General features: G+C 36.8%; 16 protein-coding genes. 7 read left to right on the top strand and 9 right to left on the bottom strand.

Annotated elements, in window-relative coordinates; genetic code table 11:
- Window positions 1-193: 193 nt before the first annotated feature.
- The 5 genes from GVN22_RS25425 to GVN22_RS25405 all read right to left on the bottom strand — a co-directional run bounded on the left by GVN22_RS25425 (window position 194) and on the right by GVN22_RS25405 (window position 6,651).
- The gene (locus GVN22_RS25425) at window positions 194-1,048 is read right to left on the bottom strand and encodes an SDR family oxidoreductase (protein WP_166553820.1); all 855 of its coding nucleotides are present in this window, start codon (window positions 1,046-1,048) and stop codon (window positions 194-196) included.
- Between the two features lie 384 nt (window positions 1,049-1,432).
- Window positions 1,433-2,317, bottom strand: coding sequence for an AraC family transcriptional regulator (locus GVN22_RS25420; protein WP_166553819.1), 885 nt, complete (start codon window positions 2,315-2,317; stop codon window positions 1,433-1,435).
- A gap of 107 nt (window positions 2,318-2,424) precedes the next feature.
- Window positions 2,425-4,839, bottom strand: coding sequence for a TonB-dependent receptor (locus tag GVN22_RS25415; RefSeq protein ID WP_240915777.1), 2,415 nt, complete (start codon window positions 4,837-4,839; stop codon window positions 2,425-2,427).
- A 9-nt stretch (window positions 4,840-4,848) separates the two neighbouring features.
- The gene (locus GVN22_RS25410) at window positions 4,849-6,060 is read right to left on the bottom strand and encodes a PepSY domain-containing protein (protein WP_166553818.1); all 1,212 of its coding nucleotides are present in this window, start codon (window positions 6,058-6,060) and stop codon (window positions 4,849-4,851) included.
- Window positions 6,061-6,204: 144 nt separating this feature from the next.
- Window positions 6,205-6,651, bottom strand: a complete 447-nt coding sequence (locus GVN22_RS25405; RefSeq protein WP_166553817.1) for a hypothetical protein — start codon at window positions 6,649-6,651, stop codon at window positions 6,205-6,207.
- 202 nt (window positions 6,652-6,853) lie between these two features.
- On the opposite strand from GVN22_RS25405, the gene GVN22_RS25400 reads away from it, so the two are divergent.
- Together GVN22_RS25400 and GVN22_RS25395 are read left to right on the top strand one after the other, a co-directional pair.
- Window positions 6,854-7,519: a CAP domain-containing protein gene (locus GVN22_RS25400; protein WP_166553816.1), complete on the top strand. Its 666-nt coding sequence runs from the start codon at window positions 6,854-6,856 to the stop codon at window positions 7,517-7,519.
- Window positions 7,520-8,030: 511 nt separating this feature from the next.
- Window positions 8,031-9,461 (top strand): MBL fold metallo-hydrolase RNA specificity domain-containing protein, encoded by a 1,431-nt coding sequence (locus tag GVN22_RS25395; protein WP_166553815.1) that lies wholly within the window; start codon window positions 8,031-8,033, stop codon window positions 9,459-9,461.
- 125 nt (window positions 9,462-9,586) lie between these two features.
- On the opposite strand, the gene GVN22_RS27780 is transcribed toward GVN22_RS25395, so the two are convergent.
- Window positions 9,587-10,411, bottom strand: coding sequence for a hypothetical protein (locus GVN22_RS27780; protein WP_205691037.1), 825 nt, complete (start codon window positions 10,409-10,411; stop codon window positions 9,587-9,589).
- A 492-nt stretch (window positions 10,412-10,903) separates the two neighbouring features.
- Window positions 10,904-12,223 (bottom strand): gluconate:H+ symporter, encoded by a 1,320-nt coding sequence (locus GVN22_RS25385; RefSeq protein WP_166553814.1) that lies wholly within the window; start codon window positions 12,221-12,223, stop codon window positions 10,904-10,906.
- A 469-nt stretch (window positions 12,224-12,692) separates the two neighbouring features.
- On the opposite strand from GVN22_RS25385, the gene GVN22_RS25380 reads away from it, so the two are divergent.
- From GVN22_RS25380 to GVN22_RS25365, 4 genes are all read left to right on the top strand, one after another.
- Complete coding sequence (locus GVN22_RS25380; protein ID WP_166553813.1) at window positions 12,693-13,646, top strand: acetyl-CoA carboxylase carboxyltransferase subunit alpha; 954 nt, start codon at window positions 12,693-12,695, stop codon at window positions 13,644-13,646.
- A 119-nt stretch (window positions 13,647-13,765) separates the two neighbouring features.
- The gene (locus GVN22_RS25375; protein WP_166553812.1) at window positions 13,766-14,386 is read left to right on the top strand and encodes an HAD family phosphatase; all 621 of its coding nucleotides are present in this window, start codon (window positions 13,766-13,768) and stop codon (window positions 14,384-14,386) included.
- On the top strand, window positions 14,376-15,563 hold the full coding sequence (locus tag GVN22_RS25370) for a site-2 protease family protein (RefSeq protein ID WP_166553811.1): 1,188 nt from the start codon (window positions 14,376-14,378) through the stop codon (window positions 15,561-15,563). The genes GVN22_RS25375 and GVN22_RS25370 overlap by 11 nt, the downstream gene beginning before the upstream one ends.
- A gap of 171 nt (window positions 15,564-15,734) precedes the next feature.
- Window positions 15,735-16,301, top strand: a complete 567-nt coding sequence (locus GVN22_RS25365; RefSeq protein ID WP_166553810.1) for a 1-acyl-sn-glycerol-3-phosphate acyltransferase — start codon at window positions 15,735-15,737, stop codon at window positions 16,299-16,301.
- A gap of 67 nt (window positions 16,302-16,368) precedes the next feature.
- Here GVN22_RS25365 and lpxB read toward each other — a convergent pair whose 3' ends face one another.
- On the bottom strand, window positions 16,369-17,475 hold the full coding sequence (gene lpxB, locus GVN22_RS25360) for a lipid-A-disaccharide synthase (protein WP_166553809.1): 1,107 nt from the start codon (window positions 17,473-17,475) through the stop codon (window positions 16,369-16,371).
- A 77-nt stretch (window positions 17,476-17,552) separates the two neighbouring features.
- Window positions 17,553-17,972 carry a 6-carboxytetrahydropterin synthase gene (locus GVN22_RS25355; protein ID WP_095162818.1) on the bottom strand — a complete coding sequence of 140 codons (420 nt, stop codon included), beginning with the start codon at window positions 17,970-17,972 and terminating at the stop codon, window positions 17,553-17,555.
- 800 nt (window positions 17,973-18,772) lie between these two features.
- On the opposite strand from GVN22_RS25355, the gene rfaD reads away from it, so the two are divergent.
- Window positions 18,773-19,738, top strand: a complete 966-nt coding sequence (gene rfaD, locus GVN22_RS25350; RefSeq protein WP_166553808.1) for an ADP-glyceromanno-heptose 6-epimerase — start codon at window positions 18,773-18,775, stop codon at window positions 19,736-19,738.
- Window positions 19,739-19,834 lie beyond the last annotated feature (96 nt).

The raw sequence follows: 19,834 nt of genomic DNA, 5'->3' as shown, positions 1-19,834 counted from the left end.
GTCGTGATTCACAAAATAAACAAGGAGGTTTCGTTTTTAAAAGTTCTCCCGAAAAATTCGGGATGACTCATGTTTTTTTGTAGTGTTATTTGTGATTAAGTAAGAGAACAGTATCTTTCGTGTGTAATTTGGCTACAACCATTTGATTATCTTCAAATAACGAATATACTTTTAACTAATAACCTCTTCTTACTTATGACAAACTTGCCAATGTCTCCTTTACGGTCTCAGCCAAAGGAGTAGTTGGGCGACCGATTAAGGCTGATAACGTTTTAGAGTCATCAAACAAATCTCCTTTCGATGCACTTACATCCCAACTAGCAATAGCTTGTGCCAAAAACTCAGGTAAACCAAAGCTTGTCAAAATCTTAGCATATTCTGCCTCAGGAAGATTGGCATAAGGAAGTGTTTTGCCAGTTTGTGCCGAAATTTCAGCCGCTAAGTCTGTCAATGTATAGGATATATCGCCTGCCAATTCATACACTTTTCCGTCATGACCTTCTGTTGCTAATACGGTAGCTGCTGCTTCTGCAAAATCGATACGGGCTGCTGAAGAGATTTTGCCATCACCTACACTACCGATAAATGCACCACCTGCCAAAGCGCCACCAATTGAACCTGCATAATTTTCAGTGTACCAACCGTTACGAAGAATTGTATAAGTTAAGCCTGATTCTTTCAAGTTCTTCTCTGTAGCAATGTGTTCAACAGCCAAACTCAACGTTGAAGTATCTGCGTGTAAAACACTTGTATAAACAATTTTTTTCACACCTGCTTCTTTAGCTGAAGCAATTACATTGGCATGTTGTGTTTCACGTTGTCCAACTTCGCTACCCGAAATCAACAAAAGTGTATCAATACCTCTCAATGCTTCCACTTGTGATTCTTTGTTGCTGTAATCAAAAGCTTTTGCTTCTACGCCCAAATCGCTTGCTTTTTCAGGTGTGCGAACCAATACTACAATATTTTCTGAAGCTACTTTTTGTTTCAAATTTTCTACTACCAATTTACCCAATTGTCCTGTAGCTGCTGTAATTCCGATTTTCATTTTTTTAATCTGTTTAAAGTTTTAAATGAGGAACTGACTTAAGTTTTTCTTCAAATCAACTGCCGAATTGATATGACAAAGGTAGTGTGATGCTCTGTAGCATTCATTATCAAAATAAGCGTATATAGTGTAAAAATCGGAAAGTTGATTTTGAGATGGATTGAAGTGAGATAATCTTTATATTTTTTTATTGATAAATAAACAAAATCTATTTGGTGAATTGTGAAGATTTTAGAATAATGATTTTTGGCAGAAATTATCAAGAAAGATATTTGAAATGATATTTGCTCTAGTATTGGAAAAAACAGAGTTTTGAAGGAGCCTAGGAAATGGGAAGATTTAATATACACAAGCTAACTGGTAGACTAGTGTTAAAATAAGAATTTATAAAAAAGCTTTACTACACGCACCTCTGAAAGATTCAGGCGTGTTTTGGACGTATTTTTTGAAATACTTATAAAAATTAGTGGTTTCCTCAAAACCAGCTTGGTAGGCAATTTCTTTGATAGACAAGTTTGGGTTTGTCAGTAGGCGTTTGATTTGCAAAATCACAATCTCATCTATAAACTGTTTCGCTGATTTATGAATGATTGTTTGAGTAATATTATTGATTGTTTTGGTACTGAGATTCATTTTTTGTGCATAGTCTTCTACCTTCTTCGTCTCCAAACAATGTGCCTCTACTAAGGCCTGCAATTTTACAAACTCAGGCAGATATTTTCGATTTTGTAATTGTAATGCAGAGAGTGATTTTTGACGAAGTAATTTGTTGAGAAAAATATGCAATAAAGAACTGACGATAGGAAGAGCATACTCATCTTGTAGGTTATTATACTCTTGCGCTATTTCAGCAATTAAAGGAACAAAAAGTTCATATTGCTCACTATCTAACTCAGTGAGAGGAGCCGTAATCAATTCATTAAAAAGCTGTAAGCATTTAGTAGCCTCTGATTTTTCGAAAAACTGAATAAAGAAATCTTCGGTAAACACAAACAGAAATCCAGTACTGTTAGAATAATGATAACGATGAATTTGATCTTTTCGAATCGTTAAAACGGTACCTTTTTGATAAGAATAATCCACGAAGTCAATCGTATGTTTACCAACACCCGAAGTACAAATCAGAATAGTATAAAAATTATTTTTCTGATAATTGATTAAAGATTCTCGAATTTCATCTAGTTGAAGTAGATATTCCAAATGTAACAAGTCAAACTGACTTGCATTGCGACGGTTATCGTAATTGATAAGTTGGATGTTTGGTTTCATTAGAAATTGGTCAATATCTCACTCAATAACTCAAATTTAGTAGAATTGATTTCAAGATGCTAAACAAAAGCCAAAACAAAAATCCCCTCGTGAGAGGGGATTTGCACTTAAAAACTAAAACTAACATTTGCCATTAATCGTCTTGGCATTTGTGGTTCGATGGTGGTCCAACCGCTGAAATATTGTTTGTTGGTGAGGTTGTCTAGTTTGAGTCCGAAACGCATTTTTGAAATGCCATAAAATACAGAGGCATTCAATACGGTATAGCTTGGTAGCGTAAACACGCCTGTTACCGAACTGTTGGTAATGAGGTTTTCGCTTGCGTAGTTTCCTCCAAAACCAAAACCTAAGCCTTTTGCTTTGCCATTCAGCAAGGTATAACTCGCCCAGAAATTGGCCAAATCTGCAGGTCCAGCGCTTACTGGACGACGGTTGAGTAAACTTTCGGCAACTTTTGTTTGCTTGCTATCATTGTGCGAATAGCCCAAAATTACATTCAGTCCTGGTATTGGGTTGGCAATCAAGTCAAATTCGACACCTTTACTAATCTGAGTTCCATCTTGAACAGTGATATTGTAAGTTTTTCCATCACGAACAAGTACATCCGCACGAGTCATGTTGTTGACTGTAATGTCATAGTAGCTAGCTGTAAAATTGATACGGTTTTGCCATAGATCAACCTTAATACCACCTTCAAATTGGTTAGCCTGCTGAGGCTTGAAGGTTCCGCTAATGTCTGCCAAAGGTTGTGTTACTGGCGCCACATTTCTGAAGCCATTCATATAGTTTCCAAATACAGCAACTTTATCTTTGATTACCTGATAAACAACTCCTAGTTTTGGCGAAAAAGCATCTTGGTTATAATTACCTGAGGTTACGCCTGTAGCAAAGTTGGTAGTTCCGACGGTTTCAAAATGGTCATAGCGCAAACTTGCCATTACCATCAATTGCTCTGTGAGATTGAAAACATCAGAGGCATAAATCCCATAGGTATTGCTCACAGCCTTGGTTTTGGTTGGTGCATTGTTGGCAGCAATTTTGGCATCCAAAGCTTGTTTGGTCAACAAAGGATAGCGAGGGTCGTTGCTTTTACTCGTATTTACTTGGTCAAACAGAATATAGGCAGTGTTGTAGTTGAGTGCTACTTGTTGTAAATAATCAAATCCAAACAGGAATCTATTTCTGATTTTACCAATGTTGAAATCACCGATAAAGTTTTGCTGTAAATTGGTTGTAGTAACCGTTGAGGTCAGGTCTGCGATGTATCTGCTCACCAAGGTGTCGTTATTTGCTTGCAAATACATGATGTACGAATAATACCCGTCTGACTCTCTTACACTTTTGGCAATATTGGTTTGAGATGTCCATTTATCAGAAATTTTATAATTCGCCTGACCGAAGATATTCAGCGTGTTGTTGGTAATGGTAATGTCATTGCTTGTGTATGAGCGGTTGTAGTCAAATTGTAGTTCACTAGGATTTGTAGCAATGAGTTTTCGAGAGCGGTTCAAGAAAATCATCAGAGGGTTTGTACCCGTTTGAGTCATGTACTCGGCCGTGATGTTGACATTTAATTTATCATTTACCTTGTAGCTTAAACTAGGAGCGACAAAAGTACTTTTTCTAAATCCAGCATCCTGAAAACTTCCTTGATATTGATGTGAACCATTGACACGCATCAACAGCTTATTTTCTTTATCGAGTGGCGTATTGACATCCAAACTGAGTCTACTCAAATCATACCCACCAATCGAATAGGATACCTCTCCACCAAAAGTCTCATAAGGCTTTTTGGTTACGATATTTAAAAGACCGCCAAACGAAATCAAACTACTGCTAAAAAGCGTTCCTGATGGTCCTTTAATACTCTCGATTCTTTCGATATTAGCTGGGTCAATACCACCATTGGTTTGTCCTGCTACGCCATTCACCATGGTCGGCTGTACGGCAAAACCACGCATCGAAAAGTATCCAGCACCATCGCCACCACGACCTGTTGCTGACCACAGACGATTCACTCCTGGGGCATTTTTAAGGGCATCATCAAAGCTTACAATCATTTGTTCTTTTAATAATTCCTTTCCAATACTGTTGTACACTTGAGGATTTTCCAAGTTTTTAAGTGGCATTCTTGCAATATAATCTGTTTCTTTTTGGGCAAATTTATTCACTCCTCCCGAAACAATGACCTCATCTAATTGCTCTGCGCTTTCCTTTAAGGTAAAGTTTAGTCTTGAATGTTGACCAGCTTTAAGTTCAATTTTTTGTTCTTGCGTTTCCAAACCAATCAAACTTAATTTCAAGGTATATTTTCCGGGTTTAATACGCTCAATACTATACGTGCCACTGGCATCTGTTAAAGTACCACGGTTAATTTCAATGAGTTGGACACTTACATACGCTGCTGGCTTGCCATCAGAGGTTTTGATATTGCCACTGAGTTTTGCACGTTCATTTTGGGCAAAAGAATGCCCAAGGCTTAGGATACCTAAGACCAAAAGATTTAAAAGTACTTTCATCATTTTGTTACATTAGTGAGTGACAGTTTCTGTCAAAATTTGTTTTTTGCTTGATGTTACATTTTTCTTCTTTCGACGACCCCACCAAATGAGGAATCCGCTTATGGGTAGACTCGCACAAATCAGACTTACCACAAAGGCCAATATTTTAGACCAGATTCCAAAAATTGACCCTACATGGACATCATAATTGGCAGCAATGGCTTTTTCTCCTAGATTTTTGTCTTGATGTTTGTGCACATGTAGGAGTTTACCAGAATTTTCGTCGAAAATAAGATTATGATTTTTATGGTAGGAGTAGGATAATTCTTTCACAAAAACCGATAGATTTTCATGTTTATGATCATCTAAATGAGCTTGTCCCAAATCAATGCGATAGCCATAAGCATGAGGAAAGCGTTGTTCAACTTGTTGTGAAATTCTGTCGATAGTTTGCGCCTTTCTTTGCTCAATCGGAGCCGAAGTTTTGTAAGTTGAAAAATCAGGATACTTGGTTTGTCCTCCCGAAAACGTAAAATAGATTAAGGCTTTTACCGCAAAGAATGAATAGAAAATGCCCGTTATCGCGATAATTAAGGCAAAAAAGGAAGAATAAAATCCTAAGACATTGTGTAAGTCATAATTTTTGCGACGCCAGTTTTTGACATTTTTCCAAGAAAACCAAAAACGCTGTTTAGCGGCTGATTTGTTTTTGGGCCACCACAAAATAATCCCCGAAATCAAGGAAATAATAAAGATTAATACTGGAATACCTACGATGTATTTGCCCCAGTCATTTCTCAATAATAAGCTCCAGTGAATGAATTTTACGATATTGAAAAAGCCATTTTTCTCGTCAAAGACCGCCAGTACTTTTCCCGTAAATGGGTTGACGTATGCAGTTTTATATATCACTAATCTGTCAAAGTAATTCCAGCCATTCTTATTGGATTCATGATAGACAAATTTATAACTCTGCGCTTTATTCAGTGGAATTTCGACCCAATGTAAAGGATACCTTTCATGCGTTTGCTGATTGACCAGCGCTTCTATTTTGCGGAGTGGGAGCGTATGCTTTTGGGCAATGTTTGGCTCATGGTGATATATATATTCCTTTCGAATGATGCCTTGTATTTCTTCTTTAAATACATACATGGCTCCAGTAATGCTTACAATAAACACAATAAGACCAGTGCTTAGGCCAAGCCAAAGATGAAGTTTACCAATAGTTTTTTTGAAAGACATGATAGATTTAGTTCAAAAGTATTGCATTTATTTAGACTTATTAAAAATAATAGCGCAAAGTAAAGGTGCTAATTTTTAAAAAGCAATAATTATTTAGAATTATTATAAATAAAAAAGTGCAGTCTGAACGTACTAGGATAAATTTTAGAATTGTCTGACTTCTTCCTTGATTTTAACCCATTCTCCTTGTTTTTTTTGATAGGTGAAAATAAACCACTTTCCGACAGAGTGTACAGTTAATTCAATATGGGCATTGTTTTCTGCTATTTTGAATGAATCAACTGAGATATAAAATTTTGGATGAAGCCAATCACTTTTCCAACTACCTAATTGTGTAGAATCCTTGAGAGCTATGCCAATTCTTTGATTTTGAAACAATATATTTTGAGCCGTCTTTTTATCAACAATAGTATCTAAAACCAAAATTGGAGGAGTATTATGGAAAGTAAAAGAAAGCTCTTCTCGAAATGCTTCATCATTGAGTGATTGATTTAAAATGTTGATTTTATCATCACTTTGCTTCTCTTTGGAACAACTCCAAAGAAATATAATTATCAGGCTTGTGATTGACTTTAATATTACCGTGTTCATATCCAGTAGCTTTACATTATGATAAACTTACTTGTTTTTACTCAAATTTGAATTTCTGAACAATGGGTCTATAAGTTTTTCAGAAGAAATCCGTTTTGAAAGAAGCGGTTCTTGAAGTTTAGATGTATAAAAGATAGATAAGAGCTAACGATTGATACATTAATATTTTTGTCTCAATACTTTCAATTCACGACATAGACAAATGATAAGCCTTCTCACATTTTTCCTAACTCACTTTTTATTTACCGAACCAACGCAATATTACCAACTATCTGCCGAGGCTTTCAGTAAGTTGCCCCAATTACAAATGCCCATAAATCCTGTTACTCCTGACTATGAATTGTTGGATGCAGCGATTTTTCATCAGACTAATTTGATACGGAAAAAATATGGTTTACCTCCATTCAAACTAGGAGAGGGGCTTTATCGTGCTGCCCGAAATCATTCGGAGGCAATGATTAATAAAGATTTTTACGACCATCAAAATCCTTACAATAAAAGTCTTCGAAATTTGGATGACCGAGTGGAACAATTTGACAGGCGCTACTTTGAATTAGCCGAAAATATTGCTGAAATTGATTTGATAGATACTCCAAATGATTTTTGCCCCGAAAGGATGTCTAATGGCGAATATCGATATATGGATTGTCGTACACATCGACCTTACAAAATGATGTCTTATTGGACATTTTCTCAGGAAGCACTTCGTTTGTGGATGGAGTCAAAACCGCACAGACGTAATATTTTACACCCCGAAATGCGCCTTATTGGATGTGCAGTGCAAATCTGTAAACGTCCCTACTCGACCGAAGAAGGTCCTTTTGCTAGACTCACCCAAGATTTTGCTTCAGAACCCTTACCCGAATAAAAACTTTAAGTAGTGTCAAACTATGCGGGTATTTCTTGTGTTATCCAAAAATAGACTTAAGTTGCAGGAAGTTGTGCTATCTTTTGAAAAAGTGACCAAAAAATGCCTGTTTTTAGGTATCTTTGTCAGATAGCACCAATAAAAATACAGTTTCTCTGCATATTGGCAAAGCCCGCTTTCCCATAAATTACGAATAAAAGGTTCTTCATTGTTGGCATTTGCTGACAGAAAAATCGAGAGGTATTTAGTGGTTGGATTCGAAGAACCAAATGTTTGATAAGTCCATCTATCTCATCCTCTGTTTATTGCAATCATTGATTCGTAACTTTTTGGGTTATTTATAGAGAATTGTATCAAAATAAGTAAACCACTGGTGCGAGATAAAAATGACTTTTGGCAAAATTAAAATGTATTTGTGCAGGAGATAAAGAAATATTTGCCCAATAAGGAAAAAAGTCATTTTATTATATCTCAAAATTGATTTGATATACGAAGACAGAAATATAGACCAATGAAATTAACATTTTGGGGTGCTTCGAGACAAGTAACAGGTAGTATGTACCTGCTCGAACTCGAAGACGATTACAAGATTCTGATTGATTGTGGTACGGATATGGAGCGTGAATTGGATTTTACGCAACCCGTTACTGGTTATCAACCGTTCTTCCCCTTCGAAGCTGCTCAGGTCAATTTGGTTCTGTTAACTCATGCACATATCGACCATTCAGGAAACATACCCATGTTATACCGTGAAGGTTATGAAGGACAAGTGCTATGTACGCCTCCTACGGCCGAATTAGCGGAGATTCTTTTGTACGATGCGGCGAGTTTGAACTACAAAAAACTGAAGCAAGCTGAAGGAGATAGTAAGAAGAAGAAGAAAAAAATGGACCGCTTGATGGTAAAGGGTGATCTTTACCTACAGAAAGATGTCGAGGATACGATGAGTAATTTTGTTACGATTCAGTTTAACCGACGCTTTAAAGTCAAAGATGGTGTGTGGATTACCTTTGTCCCTGCAGGACATTTATTAGGAGCAGCCCACATTATATTAGAGACATTAGACAACGGCGTAAAGAAAAGTATTTGTTTTTCTGGAGACATCGGTAGAGATAATTATCCTCTTCTGTTAGACCCGTCAAGCGAGTTGCCTGAGACTGATTATGTGGTTTGCGAAACAACCTATGGAGCGCGTTTGCACGAGGATAAAATCAGCCCAGAAGATGCTTTGGCTAAAGTGATTCAACGAGCTTGTATCGATTTGCCAGGACGTTTGATTATCCCAGCATTTTCTGTAGGACGTACACAAGCTTTGCTTTACACGCTCAATAAGCTTTATACTGAGCGTGGTTTTAAGCCTATCAAAGTATTTAGTGATTCGCCTTTGGCGTATGCGAGTACAAAGATTTATCAGAAGAATGTTCGTCAGTTGAATAAGGCTGCACAAGAGTTTTATGAAGAAAACGACGGTTTGTTTGACTTCGAAAACCTACAGTATATTCAATCTGAAAAAGCCAGTAGAGCTATTTCGAATTATACCGAGCCTTGTATTATCATTTCGGCATCTGGTATGGTGTCGGGGGGGCGTGTCGAACAACATATTGCTGCCAATATCAATAATGTGTACTGTACCATTTTATTAGTTGGTTTTGCTTCTGAAGGTACTTTAGGATGGAAATTGATGCACGGACAAAAAACACTTCGTATCAAAGACGTTGAATTGCCTGTTTTGGCAACAGTCGAAAAAATCGATGTGTTTAGTGGACATGGCGACCAGAATGATTTATTAAAGTTTGTTGGAAAGCATAAACCAGAGCGTGTGAAAAAGGTTTTCCTTGTGCACGGCGAAGAAGAAAGTATGGTGACCTTCAAAGGAATTTTGGAAGAAAAAGGTTATTCAAATGTAGAAATGCCTGAAAAAGGACAATCTTACGAGCTATAAAATCAGTTTCTGATTTGAGTTGTCGAATCAGAATAATAACACATATAAAATTATATAAGGCGGTCGAAATAGGTTTTTCGATCGCCTTTTTTGTAGTAAAATCATGCTGAATTATTCGCGGTGCATTAACTGCCACAACCGCTACATCCACTACTACAACCACTGCATCCACTACCACAGCCACTACACCCGTGCCCGCCACAGTCACCACCATGTCCACCATCACCTGCATGTCCAGCGTCGCCACCATCTGTAAAAAATGTAGCTCCACATCCTGAGTCTACTTTAGCCTTATCCTCTTGATTGTTATTGATACCTTGTTGAGCAGCTAGAACGACAGCGATGAGTATTCCTATGATACCCGAAATCACCCAAAAGATACCAGAACCAGATGCTCGAACAAATAGGAACAAACAACCAATTATGAAAAATAAAATAAGGACGGGTTTTATCGAATTGAAGAAGGTATTTTTTTGAATCAACCAGTAGTTATTGGTATCTAATCGTTGGAATTGTTGTTTTCCAAATCGCTCTTGATGTGGTCGCCAAATATCTTGTGGAGGAGCAACATCGAATATTTCTTGATAAAATTGTAAACTTTTACTGTAGTAGTTATCGAATTTGTGGGCTTCTTGATTGCCACCTTCTGTAGGGTTGTGGTGTATTTGTTTGTGTAGGATGTTTTGGCAAAAATCTATCCAATAAGATTGCGTGTAGGTCAGGTGTAAATGCCAAGCTTGGTCAACTTCATCAGATGGGGTAATAGGAGTGGGACTAATACAACAGAGAAAGATAAATTTTTTGTACTCTTCAATGACTTTCAAAGCATAGCCATGCGTCCAACCATTTTCCCGTGCAAGCCTTTTTGAAAAGGGAAAAGCTACATTTGGAATATCCAATTCAAACTGTTGGATACGTTTCCATAAATCAAGGTTTTGTTGAGGAATCATAAACAATAGAGGTTTTATTTCTATATATAATATATAGATTATATTCTGTATTTCCAAATGTTTCACTTAATTTTTGTATAGAGGAAATAAACATAAATCATTCCTCATTTAGCGATTTAGTGATTTAGCAGATGTGTGATTAGGTGAAAATTTGTATTCTAGCGGTAGAGACGCAATGATTGCGTCTTAAGCAGGGTTATTTTAAAATATAGCATCAAAATATGAGTCATCCCTAATTTTTAGGATTGGGATTATTCTCCACGTTTTTATCAAAAAAAGCGGTCGAAAAATATTTTTCGACCGCTTTTTTTGATACTACAATATTAGATATAACTTGGCTTAAGACGCAATCATTGCGTCTCTACTGCTAGAATACAAATTTTTACATAATCACTCACTCGCTAAATCACTAAATTCGGGATGACTCATGTTTAATATAACCCAATCCTTAAAATTCAGAATGACTCATATCTGATTAATTAAGGTTAAGCTTTATACTACAAAAGAATTAAGAACTAATACACCTATCAAACCCATAATCCCAACAATCGTTTCCATTACCGACCAAGTTTTGAAGGTATCCTTAATACTTAATCCAAAGTATTCTTTAAACATCCAAAATCCTGTATCGTTAACATGCGAGCACATCAAGCTTCCTGCGCCAATCGACAGAACCATCAACTCTGGGCTTACTTGTGTGGTAGCCATCAACGGCTGAATAATACCTGCTGCTGTTAAGCCCGCGATAGTCGCCGAACCTAAAGCTATTCGGATAATGGTGGCAATTAACCAACCCAAAACTAAAGGAGATAAAGTCGAGTCTTGAAAGGCAGTAGCTATATCTGTTCCGATGCCACTATCAGTGAGTACTTGTTTGAATGCGCCACCTGCTGCAATAATCATGATAATCATTGACGCCGAACTAATTGCTCCTCCTGTTTTTTCCATTAAATATTCCATCGTTTTTCCACGACGAACGCCTAAAAATATCAAGGCAAAAGTCACAGCAATCAACATAGAAATACTCGGGTCACCTAAGAACTTCAAATAGTGGTGTAAAGCCGAATTGGTATCTATGCTCAACTCACTCGCAGTCGCCATTCCCATTAAAACCACAGGAATCAGGGCTGTCAAGATACTCAAACCAAAGCTGGGCATTTCTTCTTCTTTGAATTGTTTGGTTTCGAATAAGCCTTTTGGAGGATTTGAAGAGATATTTTTGATAAATTCTGGAAAAACTAAGCCCGCCATAATCAAGGTAGGAACGGCTACCATTAAGCCATAAATTAGCGTTTTACCAATGTCTGCCTTGAACAATACAGCAATTGTCGTAGGACCAGGGTGAGGAGGTAAAAAACCATGAGTAACCGATAAAGCTGATGCCATGGCGATACCTACATAAATCATGGGCTGACCAGTGTTGAGTGCTACGGAGAATACCATCGGCATCAAAATCACGAATCCTGCATTATAAAACATGGCAATACCCACCACAAAACCTGTGAGTAATACCGCTAGTTTGACTCTTTTTGCTCCAAAATATTGAATAAGTACTTGACTAATTCGTTGAGCAGCCCCACTTTCTGAAAGTAAACTACCCAGCATGACTCCTAAACCAAGAATTAGAATCAGTGAGCCTAGCGTACTTCCAATCCCTTTCTGAATAGAGGCTAGAATATCAGCCAAAGGCATTTGTTTGGCAATACCCACCAAAATCGCTGAGAAAATTAAAGAAAGAAACGCATTGAGTTTTCCAAAAGTAATGAGGATTAGAAGTAATAAAATACTTAATACTAGGATTAAAATAGACATGTTTGAAGGGTTTTATGTATTTACTGGGATAGTAGGCCAAAAATAACATAAGTAGCGTATTTTCTCTAAAAAATAGAACTTTTTTAATAGGGTCTTAGACGAATAGCGCTAATTGTCCAAAAATGTTAATTTTTGAGAAAAAGCACTTCTATACATTATTTGAGAATTGTATAAAAACTAGAGAAAAAAATGGTTGTTTCATGAAATTATCCTAAATTGCCCAAACGATTTATCAAAAAAATAAAAACAAATCAGTAAAATACATTTTGTAAAATACTGGATAAGTGCTTCATTATGAGGTGTTAATATAGTTTGAGTTAGATTAGCTACTTGAAAAATATGATTATTTCGTGTTGCGAAAGGTCTTTTTGACTAACTTTGAGGGCTAAAAATCTTCCTAACGTAAGGATTGTTATTACTTAATCTATGCTCAAGCAAAACTTGGGTATGCGATAAATTCAACAACAAAATGCGAACTCTCTTGGATTTTGAAAAACCGATAGCCGAATTAGAAGCCAAATTGGCAGAAATGAAAAAATTGGCGATTGATAATAATGTAGATGTATCGACAGCTGCGGCTCAATTGGAAGCTAGCATTGAAGAACTCAAAAAAGAAACTTTCTCAAACTTGACTCGCTGGCAAAGAGTTCAGCTGTCTCGTCATCCTGAGCGCCCTTATACTCTCGATTATATCGAGCACATGTGTGATGAATTCATCGAGTTGTTCGGAGATCGTACAGTTGCAGATGACAAAGCCATGGTTGGTGGTTTTGGTAGAATTGGTGAGGAAACCTTTATGATCATTGGTCAGCAAAAAGGTCGTAACACCAAACAACGCCAGCTTCGTAACTTTGGTATGCCAAACCCTGAAGGTTATCGCAAGGCGTTGCGTTTGATGAAAATGGCTGAGAAATTCAATAAGCCAATCGTCACTTTGATTGATACTCCAGGCGCATTCCCTGGTTTAGAAGCAGAAGAACGTGGACAAGGTGAGGCGATTGCTCGCAACATCCGTGATATGTTTATGTTGAAAGTACCTGTAATCTGTATTATCATCGGTGAAGGTGCATCTGGTGGTGCTTTGGGTATTGCGATTGGTGACAGAGTATTGATGTTAGAAAATGCTTGGTATTCTGTAATTTCTCCAGAAAACTGTTCAACAATCCTTTGGAGAACATGGAATTTCAAAGAGCAAGCAGCAGAAGCATTGAAATTAACAGCCGAAGATATGAAAGGCAACAAGTTGGTTGATGGTATCATTCCAGAACCACTTGGCGGTGCTCACTTAGATTTCGAGCAGGCTACACAAACCGTGAAAAATGTAATTCTTGAAACTTACAAAGAGCTTTCTCAACTAACACCAGAAGAAAGAATCGACCAAAGAATTGAGAAGTTCTCAGCGATGGGTGTAGTAACAGAATAATCAGTAAGCAAAAATGCAACTAAAATAAGCATATTAGTAAGAGGTAAAACGATGATATTACAGCGTTTACCTCTTATTTTTTTGTCTACAAAACTTCGAATCAACCGTTTATTTATTTTATGAAAAACATCATTTTTGACCTAGGAAACGTTGTTATCGACATTAATCTGAACGAAACATACAAAGAATTAGCAAAGCTTTCAAAGGACTTTTCTTGGGAAGATGGCGAAAGATTATTGAAAGAAAAGCAGATTTGGGCTAACTACGAACGAGGGCATTATTCTGACGCTGAATTTAGAGATTTACTTAGACAAGAGTTGAACATTTCAGCCTCTGATGAAGAGATTGATAAAGCTTTCAATGCTTTGTTGTTGGATATTGATCCTAACAGAATTGCTCTGATTAAGCGTTTAGGACAAAAGTATAATACTTATGTTTTATCCAATACGAGTAATATTCACATTATCGAAGTAAATAAAATTTTGGAGCGTTGTACTGGCGAAAAACGCCTTGAGGATTTATTTACTAAGCTGTTTCTTTCGTACGAAATGGGCAAAGCCAAACCTCACACTGATATTTATGAGGCCGTTCTGGCGGAGGCAGGTATCGATCCAACCGAAACCTTATTCTTAGACGATATGTTACCGAATTTGGAAGGAGCCGCTAAAGTGGGTATCCAAGTAAAACAAATTATTCCAAATGAGTTTACGATTTTAGATATGTTTGCAGATGAAGAATAAAACGATAGCGATTCAGTTAGTGCTGTTTGTGGTAACAGTAATAACCACAACATTGGCAGGAGCGGAGGCAATGACAGGACGCTTTTTTTTCTTTTTACCAGAAAAGGATATTCTTAAATTTCCTCAGGATTTTTGGCAGGGATTTGAGTTCTCGATTCCTTTTTTAGCGATTCTAACCTGTCATGAATTTGGTCATTTTTTTATGGCTAGGTATTATAAAATCCGAACAACATTGCCTTATTACATACCAATGTGGCTAAGTGCTTTAGCCATGAGTATCGGAACATTAGGTGCTGTTATTCGAATTCTTGATAGAACAAGAACCCGCAAACAATATTTTGATATTGGGATTGCAGGTCCTTTGGCTGGATTTGTAGTAGGTTTTGGAGTGTTATGGTATGGATTTACTCATTTACCTCCCTTGGATTATATTTTTAAAATCCATCCCGAATATGTTAAATATGGAGCAAACTATGCCCATGAGATGTCAAAAAATGCGAATTTGCTTAACGGGCAAATGACATTAGGAGACAATTTGTTGATGCTTTTTTTTAAAAACTATGTAGCGGATTCTGCTTTATTACCACCAAATTTTGAGTTATCGCATTATCCACTGCTTTGGGCTGGTTATCTATCTTTGTTTTTTACTGCGCTAAATTTATTCCCAATTGGACAATTAGACGGTGGACATATTTTGTACGGTCTTATTGGCAAAAAGAAGTTTAACACCATAGCACCGATAATCTTCGTTGGATTTTTGTTTTATGCGGGTATAGGAATGTACACCATCGAGGACATTCAGTCGATTGGATTTGAAGGAAGCGCCTATACTTCTGATTTAGATTTCTTCTTGTGGTTGAGTATCTATATCTTTTTCTTGAAAACTTGTCTTTCTCGAATATCCACGAATCCTCTAACTCCTTGGGTTATTAGCTTGAGTATGGTGGTTGTTCAATTTGTCATGAGTGCAACGCCAGTGGTAAAGGATTTTCAAGGGTTCTCTGGTTTTTTCCCATTTGCTTTTTTACTCGGAAGGTTTTTGGGCATTTATCATCCAGATGTGGAGGAGGATTCGCCACTAGATACTAAGCGTAAAGTTTTAGGGTGGATTTCTTTAGGAATATTTATCATTTGCTTTACACCCCATCCTTTTATGTTGATTGATATTAGTAAGTAAGCATAGAGGAAATGGCACAAAGGCACAAAGTGTTTGTTTGAATCTGATTTAGACAAATACTTTGTGCCTTTTTACTTCCAATATTCCTGACCTATGCAATTTTTACAGTGAAATTATTTCTGTTATAGTTTTTTACTTATTTTCACTTGAAATATTAATTCACTTAAAATTATGCTAAATAAAATATTTATAATACTATTCAAGCTGGCTGGTTGGAAAGTTGAAGGACACATTCCAGTGACGTTAAAGAAAAGTATCGTAGCGGTAGTGCCTCATGCAAGTTGGGTAGATTTTCCAGTGGGGCTAGGAGCAAGGGCTGTAATTGGTAAAAAAATTGTATATCTCGGCAAGGCAGAATTATTTAAGCCTCCATTTGGCTGGCTGTTCAGGACTTTGGGAGGAATGCCTGTAGATAGGTCTAAAAATAACAATTTGGTTGATGCAGTAGTCCAAGTTTTTAATAACAATGAGACTTTACACGTAGCATTAGCGCCAGAAGGAACACGGAAAAATGTCGAGAAGTTAAAAACAGGATTTTATTATGTCGCCAAAGGAGCTAATATTCCAATTATTTTAGTCGGATTTGATTATCCAAGAAAGACTGTTTTTGTGCGAGAACCTTTTTATCCTACCAGCAACGTTGAGGCTGATTTTAAAGAAATTGCAACTTACTTTAGTCAAATACAAGGTGTCCAGAAATCTTGGATTAAGAATTATTTGGACGGGAAAAGTCTCTAATTGAGTGCATGAGTGATTGAGTAATAATATTTAGAATAACTCAATCACTCAAGCGCATAAGCTCCAACTATTTCAATAGATAATCAACCATTAAACTGCCAGCTTTTGCAGAAGCTCCTTTGTCTCCTAGCAACGCCCTCACCTCAGCATATCCTTCCAATTGCGCTTGACGTCCTTCTGGAGTTAGTATCTTCTTTAGTTCTTCTTGAACCGTGATATTATTCAAATCACTTTGAATTAATTCTGGAACAATTTTTTTCTGAGCAACCAAATTTACCAAAGAGATATACGGTACTTTAATAACCATTTTGGCGATCGTAAATGAAATACCACTGGTTTTGTAGCAAACCACCTGCGGAACATTCAACAAGGCAGTCTCCAGAGTTGCAGTGCCAGATGTCACCAAAGCAGCATCAGCCACAGAAAGCAAATTGTAGGCGTCGTCATAGACCACTTTGATCGGAAAAATAGACTGCCAACGGGCATAAAGCTCTTTTGGTAAATTGGAAACCCCTGCAATAACAAACTGATAATCTGGAAAATTATAGGCTTGCGCTACCATCAATGGTAGGATTTTAGCTACCTCTTGTTGTCGCGAACCTGGCAAAAGTGCAATAATAGGCTTTTGACCTACACGAGCTTCTTTTCTAAAATTAGCTTTCGGCTGAAAGTCTGCGATAGCATCAAAGAGCGGGTTGCCTACATAGTCTACGTCGTAATCATATTTTTTGAAAAAGTCTTTTTCGAAAGGAAAAATCACAAACATTCGGTCAACAAATTTTTTGATGTTGAGCGCACGTGATTGATTCCAAGCCCAAACTTTTGGCGAAATATAATAGAACGTTTTGATACCAATAGACTTGACAAATTTTGCCACACGCATATTAAATCCTGCATAGTCAATCAGAATGACCACATCAGGCTGGTAAGCTTGAATGTCTTTTTTGCAAAACGACAAAAGTCCAAGAATAGTAGGAAGATTTTTGATGACTTCGGCAAAGCCCATAAAGGCAATGTCCTTGTAGTGTTTAACGAGCGTAGCGCCTGCATCCTGCATCATATCACCACCCCAAGCACGAATTTGGGCGTTGGCATCCTTTTGAAGGATTGCTTTGATGAGATTAGAGCCGTGCAAATCGCCAGAGCGTTCGCCAGCTATGATATAGTATTTCATGGATGTGGGCTTTAGGCTGAGAGCTTCAGGCTGCTTGAGGAGCCAAGAATATCAGCCCAAAGCTTCACATAGTACAATTATTCGCCGTAATACTTCACTGAGTTTTTAGGCGTTTCGATTAGTTCGATGCAGTGTAGCTGTCCGTGTGGAATTTGCTCATTGAGTTTTGGCGCTAATATTTTCCAAATTTCCATGGCAAAAATTTCACAGCTAGCCATTTTACCTTGCATAAAATCTACATCGAGATTTAAGTTTTTGTGGTCAACACGCTCGATGATTTCATCTTTGATAATTTGGCTCATCACTTTCATATCAATTACAAAGCCTGTATCAGGATCTGGAATACCTTTTACAGTAACGATAAGCTCAAAATTATGTCCGTGCCAGTTGACATTTGCACATGGACCAAATACCTCACGATTCTTTTCCTCTGTCCAGTTAGGATTATACAGCCTGTGAGCGGCATTGAAGTGTTCTTTACGAACTACGTAAACCATTTGTTTTCAGTTAATTTATTCGTTTTGCGTAAAATCTTGATAATGTGTGCTAGCGGGATGTTAGTTATCAGAGAAAAATGAAAATAGAAAACAGTAATTACATTTTCTAAGTAAAAACTACTAATAACTAACCTTAGGCCAACCTTAGATTATACAAGCACAAAACTACGAGTGATGACCAGCAAAATCGCCGTGATTGGAGTTGGGAAAACGTAGCAAAACCAATCTGTGGATTAAGAACACAAAGTTAATGGCTTTTAGTTTCACAAAAAAGAAAGCTGAAAACAATCATTTTATGAAAGTCTTTAATTTGTTCAATTTATTTCATTATTTTTAGATAAGATATTTCTGTAAATCAGCCTATTACTCTAACCTCGCATAATACCCTACAAGTGTAATCTTGAAAAGTTTATATTTTTTCAAAGTTAAGTGTATTGGTTTTTCGCAAAGCTTTAGGTACTTTTGCTTACTTTTTCTAGGAATAGTTCGATTTTAAGTCTGTTTCGCTAAACTTCATGATATGATTTTTGTCATAGAAACGTAGCTCTAAAAACAACTTAATTATTCTTATAAAATTACTTTGCTCCTTACCTGCATATTGGATTTTGACAATATAGATTTAATAAATAGACAGGTTCATAATAGAACCACGTAGTCGAGATATTACCTTTCGGAATTATTTATTATCCAACATGATTGACCATATCTTCCGAGTGGATTTTTCTCGATTCTCAAGAGAATCATTAGTTTTTATTCATAAATAACACATTCCAGAACCACTCAATTTTAGTTTCTATTTTATGATTATTGTTACAGGTGCCGCTGGGTTTATTGGAAGTTGCCTTATTCAACGCTTGAATGAGGACAATTTTAACTATATCATTGCTGTTGACGATTTTTCCGATGAGCAAAAGAACAAAAATCTTGAAGGAAAAAAGATTCAAGAGCGTGTAGACCGCGAACACTTTTTTGAGTGGTTGGATGCAAACTATCAAGAGGTTGAATTCTGCTTTCACATTGGTGCTCGTACAGATACGACAGAGTTCAATATCGAGATTTTCAACAAATTGAATTTGAATTACTCAAAGAAGATTTGGAAAAAATGTCATGATTACCAAATTCCATTGGTATATGCTTCTTCGGCAGCTACTTATGGTTTGGGTGAGCATGGCTACGATGATAATGAGTCTTTGATTCCTCAATTGAAGCCTTTGAACCCTTACGGCGATTCAAAGAACGACTTTGACATTTGGGCATTACAACAACAAGAAAAGCCTTTCTTCTGGGCTGGCTTGAAGTTCTTTAATGTTTACGGACCAAACGAATTCCATAAAGGTCGCATGGCATCAGTGATTTGGCATACATTCAACCAAATCCAGAAAACTGGCGCTATGAAATTGTTCCGTTCTCATAATCCTGAATTTAAGGATGGCGAACAAATGCGTGACTTTGTGTATGTAAAAGATGTGGTAGAGGTTTGTTTATTCCTGATGCACCACCGTCGTAACTCAGGTATTTATAACTTGGGTTCTGGTAAGGCAAGAACCTTCTTGGATTTGGTGAAAAATACCTTCTACGCATTGAATCTTGAGCCGAATATCTCATTTATCGATACTCCAGAAGATATTCGTGATAAATATCAATATTTCACAGAAGCAAATATGTCAAAATTAAAGTCGATTGGTTACGAAAAACCTTTCCATACTTTAGAAGAAGGCGTAACTGATTATGTGAAGAATTATTTAGCAGATCAGAAGTATTATTAGATATTGAAGCTGTTTAAACTTTTCAAAAAGCATATTTTATTGATTAATTCTTCGTCTTACTTTTTGTCTTGATACAAAAAGTAACCGCAGCGGCGG

Source organism: Cellulophaga sp. BC115SP, assembly GCF_009905545.1.
In the GTDB taxonomy this organism is placed as follows: Bacteria; Bacteroidota; Bacteroidia; order Cytophagales; family Spirosomataceae; genus Flectobacillus; species Flectobacillus rivi.
This window is presented reverse-complemented; position numbering and strand designations above follow the sequence as displayed.